Annotated in this window: 5 protein-coding genes; 3 read left to right on the top strand and 2 right to left on the bottom strand. The window is 75.3% G+C overall.

Features of this window, described 5'->3' with window-relative positions; genetic code table 11:
- Positions 1-284: 284 nt before the first annotated feature.
- From FNQ90_RS09130 to FNQ90_RS09120, 3 genes are all read left to right on the top strand, one after another.
- Positions 285-1,115 carry an enoyl-CoA hydratase/isomerase family protein gene (locus FNQ90_RS09130; RefSeq protein WP_182605904.1) on the top strand — a complete coding sequence of 277 codons (831 nt, stop codon included), beginning with the start codon at positions 285-287 and terminating at the stop codon, positions 1,113-1,115.
- 9 nt (positions 1,116-1,124) lie between these two features.
- Complete coding sequence (locus FNQ90_RS09125; protein ID WP_182605903.1) at positions 1,125-2,033, top strand: alpha/beta fold hydrolase; 909 nt, start codon at positions 1,125-1,127, stop codon at positions 2,031-2,033.
- Between the two features lie 182 nt (positions 2,034-2,215).
- Positions 2,216-2,872 (top strand): phosphotransferase family protein, encoded by a 657-nt coding sequence (locus FNQ90_RS09120; RefSeq protein WP_182605902.1) that lies wholly within the window; start codon positions 2,216-2,218, stop codon positions 2,870-2,872.
- 67 nt (positions 2,873-2,939) lie between these two features.
- On the opposite strand, the gene FNQ90_RS09115 is transcribed toward FNQ90_RS09120, so the two are convergent.
- Positions 2,940-5,411 carry a Tex family protein gene (locus FNQ90_RS09115; RefSeq protein WP_182605901.1) on the bottom strand — a complete coding sequence of 824 codons (2,472 nt, stop codon included), beginning with the start codon at positions 5,409-5,411 and terminating at the stop codon, positions 2,940-2,942.
- A 271-nt stretch (positions 5,412-5,682) separates the two neighbouring features.
- Positions 5,683-6,438: aminotransferase-like domain-containing protein (locus FNQ90_RS09110; RefSeq protein WP_182605900.1), on the bottom strand; the 756-nt coding region annotated here is incomplete at its 5' end.

The raw sequence follows: 6,438 nt of genomic DNA, 5'->3' as shown, positions 1-6,438 counted from the left end.
GCCCCGGGCGGCGGGGGCGGCGTCCCGGGCCCCGGCCGGACGTCGTCCCCCCGCTCCCCCTCGGGGCCGGCGGGGCGTGCCGGCGCGCCCTCGTGGTCGGGTCCCCCGACGTTCCCCGCGCCGCTCACCGCTGCCTCCCGCCGACTCCGATCCGGGGACGGCCGTCCCCGGGTTCCGGGTCGGATTCTGCCCCCGTCGTCCGGTTTCGCACGTCGCAACGCGCCCGAAAAGCCCCTCCCCGGGGGCACGACCCCGGTCCCGGGAGGCCCGGATACGATCCGGGCATGGAACCCGAAGCCGCCCCGCGCCCGGCCGTGACCCACACCGTGCGGGACGGCGTGGCGCGGGTGGTGCTGTGCCACCCGGCCCGGCGCAACGCCCTCACCGGGGAGATGTGGCGCCACCTCCCGCCGTTGCTCGGGCGGTTGTCCGCCGACCCGGCCGTCCGGGTGCTGGTGCTCACCGGTCACGGCGACACCTTCTGCGCCGGGGCCGACATCCGGGACCTGCGCGCGGGCGACGCCCCGCAGGACCTCGCGGTGGCCGCCGAGGAGGCCGTCGCCGCCTTCCCCGGCCCGAGCCTGGCGGTGATCCGGGGCGACTGCGTGGGCGGCGGCTGCCAGTTGGCCGCCGCCTGCGACCTGCGACTGGCCGCGGAGGGCGCGCGGTTCGGGGTCACACCCGCCCGGCTGGGCCTGGTCTACCCCGCCTCCTCCACCGCCCGCCTGGCCCGGCTGATCGGTCCGTCGGCCGCCAAACACCTGCTGTTCTCCGCCGAGTTGATCGACACCGCCCGCGCGCTGCGGATCGGCCTGGTGGACGAGGTCCTACCGGCGGAAGCACTCGAGCCACGGGCCGGGGAACTGGCCCGAACCCTGGTCTCCCGGTCGGCCCTCACCCAGCGGGCCGCCAAGGAGTTCGTCGACCGTCCGCCCCGGGACCCGGCCGACGGAGTCCGGCGCACCGAGTACTGGCGGACCGTGCAACGCGAGTCGGGCGAGGCGGCCGAGGGGGTGGCCGCCTTCCTGGAACGGCGTCCGCCGGTCTTCCGCTGGGCCGGCGGGATCGACCCGTCCGGGCACGCTCCCGGCGTGCGTGTCCCACCTCCCGGGTAGGGGTGGGCCATGGCCAGAATCCTGTGCGGGGACACCGAGTTCGGGTACGACGAGGCGGGGGGCGGCGAGCCCGCGGTGGTGCTGGTGCACGCCGGACTGGCGGACCGTCGGATGTGGGCCCACCAGTTCCGGTCCCTGGCCGCCGACCACCGGGTGATCCGCTACGACTGCCGAGGACACGGGGAGACGGGGTCCGGCTCCGAACCGCGCGCCCACCACGAGGACCTGCTCGCCCTGTTGGACGCCCTGGAGGTGCCCCGGGCCGCCCTGATCGGTTGTTCGATGGGCGGCTCGTACGCCGTGGAGGCGGCCCTGGCGGCACCCGAGCGGGTGACGGCACTGGCCCTGATCTCCCCCGGCCTCTCCGGACGGCCGTGGCCCGAGGACATGCTGTTGGAGGCGGCGGAGCGGGTGCACGCGCGCATCCCCGCCGAGCGGCGGGAGGTCTACCGGGCCGGGGGGACCACCGAACACCTGCTGGCCGACGCCCTGGCGACCGCGGAGGCGCACATCGAGTGGATGATGGCAGGCCCCCGCCGGGACCGCTCGGCCCTGCCGCACGAGGCGTGGGAGTTGGCGGTGCAGATGTACCGCGAGCACCTGGAACGGCTGTGGAGCGGGGAGGAGTCGCCGTCGACGGAGGTGCTGCCGGAGCCGTTGCCGGGCACCCGACTGGACCGCGTCGTCGCGCCCACCCTGGTGGTCAACGGGCTGGACGACGTGCCCGGGGTGCGGGATGTCGCGGCGGAGGTGGCCGAGGGGATACCCGGCGCCCGGCGGATCGACCTCCCCGACACCGGGCACCTGGCGCCGCTGGAGCATCCGGCGGAGGTGACGGACATCCTGCGGTCCTTCCTCGCCTCCGCCTCGACCGTCCCCACCCGCGAGGACCCCGGCGCCCCGGCCGGCCCCGCCTGACCGGCGGGGGTCGGCGCCGCGCGCGCCGCTCCGGAGACCGCAGGCCTCTCGCCCCGGCATCTCCTGCCGGCCCCCTGTCGGCCCGGCCCCGCACTCCCGCCACGGATACACCGTGGCGATGTGCCCCGGCGCTGCGCCGCCGGAGTGTGGAAGGGCGGGCCCCGGAATCTCGTGGCGGGGAGGTGCGCGGCATCGAACAGCCGATGGCCGTGACCGGCCGTCCGGTCACCTTCTGGGAGAACGCGCAGGATCGGGAGGAGTACGCCCGGCTCGATGAGCCGGCCGACCTCCTCCGCCGCCTTCACCGGTTGCGGGAGCCGAAAGTGCTTGGCCTGCCGCACTTCGACCCCTTCGCCAAGGTCCGGGGGTCACTCGCCACGATGGAGGGGCTGGGGGACGAGGATCGGCGGTTCCTGTCCGAACGTGCCGAACGGCTGCGCAAGGAGTACGAGCGCCTGGACTTCGTTCTCCCCTTCGGCGTGGTCCACGGGGACGCCAACGTGGGGAACGCGATCCGTCGCCGCGACGGTCGGGCGGTGCTGATCGACCTCGACGGCTTCTGCCTGGCGCCCCGGGAGTGGGATCTCGTGCTGACCTCGCTCCACTACGAGCGGTACGGCCGGCACACCCGGGTCGAGTACGACTCCTTCGTGCACCGCTACGGATTCGAGCTGATGGACTGGCCCGACTATCCGATCCTCGCCGATCTGCGCGAACTGATGATGACACTCCGGCTCGGGCGCCGGATCACCGCCGATGAGCGAGCGGCGCGGGAGTTCGCCGGCCGGATGCACGCCATCCGTACCAACGGCAGTCGGCGGGACTGGCAACCCTTCTGAACGCCTCCGGGGCCCGGCCCCTCCCGGGCGGGAGGGGCCGGGCCCCGGACGGCCTCGTCGTGCAGGATCAGCGGCGGCCCTCGCCGCCGGTCAGACCGGCGCGGCGCAGGGCGTCGGCCATGGCGCTGTTGACCGGGGCCGGCGCACCGCGGCGCTCACCGCCGCGACGGTCGCGCTGCCGGGGCGCGCCGCCCTTCTCGCCGCGGTCGCCCCGGCCCCCGCGCTCGCGCGGGCCGTTGCCGTTGCCATTGCCGTCCGGACGACCGTCGCGACCCTCACGACCGCCCCGGCCGCCGCGATCCCGACCGCCGCGCCCGCGACCCGCGCCCGGCTCGTCGTCCAGGCGCAGCGTCAGCGAGATCCGCTTGCGGGGGATGTCCACGTCCAGGACCCGCACCCGCACCACGTCCCCCGGCTTGACGACCTCGCGCGGGTCGGAGACGAACTTCTCCGACATCGCCGAGACGTGCACCAGGCCGTCCTGGTGGACGCCGATGTCCACGAACGCGCCGAAGGCGGCGACGTTGGAGACCACGCCCTCCAGCACCATGCCCGGCTCCAGGTCGCCGATCTTCTCCACGCCCTCCTTGAAGCGGGCGGTGCGGAAGGCCGGGCGGGGGTCGCGCCCCGGCTTCTCCAGTTCGCGCAGGATGTCGGTGACGGTGGGCACGCCGAAGGTGTCGTCGGTGAAGTCCTCCGGGCGCAGGCCGCGCAGCACGGCGGTGTTGCCGATCAGACCGGCGACGTCCGTGCCGGTGCGCTCGGCGATCCGGCGGACCACCGGGTACGCCTCGGGGTGGACGCTGGAGGCGTCCAGCGGGTCCTCGCCGCCGCGCACCCGCAGGAAGCCGGCGCACTGCTCGAAGGCCTTGGGGCCGAGCCGGGCGACGTTGCGCAGTTCCTTGCGGCTGCGGAAGGGGCCGTTCTCGTCGCGGTGGGCGACGATGTTCTCGGCGAGGCCGGAGCCGATGCCGGAGACCCGGGCCAGCAGCGGCGCGGAGGCGGTGTTGACCTCGACGCCGACGCCGTTCACGCAGTCCTCGACCACCGCGTCCAGGGAGCGGGAGAGCTTGGTCTCGGAGAGGTCGTGCTGGTACTGGCCGACCCCGATGGACTTCGGGTCGATCTTGACCAGTTCGGCCAGGGGGTCCTGGAGCCGGCGGGCGATGGAGACCGCGCCGCGCAGCGACACGTCCAGCTCGGGCAGCTCGCGGGAGGCGAAGGCGGAGGCGGAGTAGACCGAGGCGCCCGCCTCGGAGACCAGCGTCTTGGTGAGGTTCAGCTCCGGGTGCCGGGCGATGAGGTCGGCGGCCAGTCGGTCGGTCTCGCGGGAGGCGGTGCCGTTGCCGATGGCGACCAGTTCCACCCGGTGCCGGGCGGCCAGCTCGCCCAGCCGCTCCAGGGCCTGGTCCCACTTCCGCTGGGGGGCGTGGGGGTAGACCGTGTCGGTGTCCACGACCTTGCCGGTGGCGTCGACGACGGCGACCTTCACGCCGGTGCGCAGACCGGGGTCCAGCCCCAGTACCGAGCGGGTGCCGGCGGGAGCGGCGAGCAGCAGGTCGCGCAGGTTGGCGGCGAAGACGCCGACGGCGGCGTCCTCGGCGACGGCCCGCAGGCGGGAGCGCAGGTCGATGCCGAGGTGGACCAGGATGCGGGTGCGCCAGGCCCAGCGGACGGTCTCCCGCAACCAGGTGTCACCGGGGCGTCCCCGGTCGACGATGTCGAAGCGGTGGGCGATGGCCCGCTCGTAGGCGGCGGACTCCGGCTCGCCGTCCTCGCCCGCCTCGGGTTCCAGGGCGACCTCCAGGACGTCCTCCTTCTCGCCCCGGAACATCGCCAGCGCGCGGTGCGAGGGCAGTTCGGCGACCTGCTCGGCGACATCGAAGTAGTCGGAGTACTTGGCGCCGGCCTCCTCCTTGCCGGGGCGCACCCGGGAAATCAACCGGCCCCGGCTCCACATGCGCTCGCGGAGCTCGCCGATGAGGTCGGCGTCCTCGCCGAAGCGCTCCACGAGGATGGACCGGGCGCCGGCCAGGGCGGCGTCGGCGTCCGGGACGCCGCGTTCGGCGTCCACGAAGGCCGCCGCCGCGGCGGTGGGTTCGACCGAGGGGTCGGTGAGCAGGCCGTCGGCCAGGGGCTCCAGGCCGGCCTCGCGGGCGATCTGCGCCTTGGTGCGCCGCTTGGGCTTGAAGGGGAGGTAGATGTCCTCCAGCCGGGCCTTGGTCTCCGCCGCGCGGATGGCGGTCTCCAGGGCGTCGTCCAGCTTGCCCTGCTCCCGGATCGACTCCAGGATCGCGGTCCGGCGCTCCTCCAGCTCGCGCAGGTAGCGCAGGCGCTCCTCCAGGGTGCGCAGCTGGGCGTCGTCGAGGCCGCCGGTCGCCTCCTTGCGGTAGCGGGCGACGAAGGGCACGGTGGCTCCGCCGTCCAGCAGTCCGACGGCCGCCACCACCTGTCCCTCCGCGACCGCCAGTTCCTCGGCGATCCGGGCCTCGACGGTGCGGCCGGTGCCGGCGGGAAGGGTCTGTGCGGACTGTGTCACGGTGCTCTCGGGGCGCGTGCCCCTGCCTCCTCTTGCCCGGTGTCGACGGTCCGGGCCCGGGCCGCCCGCGGAAGTGGTGCGCGCGGGCGCGGGGCCGGTCCGCCGGGATCGGATTCGCCGTACCGGGACCGGCACGGCCCGTGCATTCTGACAGGCCCGGGCCGTCGTCTGCCGGCGGGACGCGCCTGTCGCTCCGGGCGGGACGCCCGGAACGGGATCCGCCTCGGGGGTGGTCCGGGGCCCCGGCGTTCCCGCCCGCGCGGACCGGGGGTCAACCGTCCTTCGTCCCGGCGTGGTTGACCGGTTTGGCCGTGGCCGGTCCCGCGGCCGGACCGCGCGGGGGGCCGAGGACACCGCGGACGGCCCGGCCCAGCAGTTCCACTCCCTCGGCGATCACCCCGGGCGGGTGGGCCGCGTACCCCAGCACCAGGCCGGTCCGGAACGCCGGAGGGGCGACGTGTCGGGACACGTGCCAGGAGAGGGGGTGGACGCGCACCCCGGCCTCCAGCGCGGCGGCGGCGGCCCGCAGGTCGTCGCCCTCCGGGAAGGTCACCGTCAGGTGCAGCCCGGCCGCGGCGCCGTGCACCGTGCCGCCGGGCAGGTGACGGGCCAGGGCGGTGATCATGGCGTCACGGCGTTGCCGGTGTCGGGTCCGCAGGAACCGCAGGTGGCGTTCGAGGGCGCCGGACTCCATCAGGTGGGCGACGACCAGCTGCGGCAGGACGGAGGTGCCCAGGTCGGCGAGGCGTTTGGCCTCCACCAGGGCGGTCCTTCGGGCCGGTGGGGCGATCAGCCAACCGATCCGCAGGCCGGGCGCGAGGGTCTTGGAGAGGCTGCCCAGGTGGTGCACCCGGTCCGGGAGCAGCGCGTGCAGGGCGGGCACCGGGGGGCGGTCCCAGCGGTGTTCGGCGTCGTAGTCGTCCTCCACGATCAGGCCGTCGGCCTCCTCGGCCCACCGCATCAGGGCCCGGCGACGGTCCCCGGAGAGGACCACTCCGGTGGGGAACTGGTGGGCGGGGGTCAGCAG

Origin of the sequence: Streptomyces alkaliphilus, assembly GCF_014141535.1 — a bacterium.
In the GTDB taxonomy this organism is placed as follows: Bacteria; Actinomycetota; Actinomycetes; order Streptomycetales; family Streptomycetaceae; genus Streptomyces; species Streptomyces alkaliphilus.
Note: the sequence above shows the minus strand (reverse complement) of the source record. Positions and strands in the feature narration are given on the sequence as shown.

Coding starts and splice junctions, on each gene's coding strand:
- FNQ90_RS09130 (WP_182605904.1), top strand. CDS start 285: ATGGAACCCGAAGCCGCCCCGCGCCCGGCCGTGACCCACACCGTGCGG.
- FNQ90_RS09125 (WP_182605903.1), top strand. CDS start 1,125: ATGGCCAGAATCCTGTGCGGGGACACCGAGTTCGGGTACGACGAGGCG.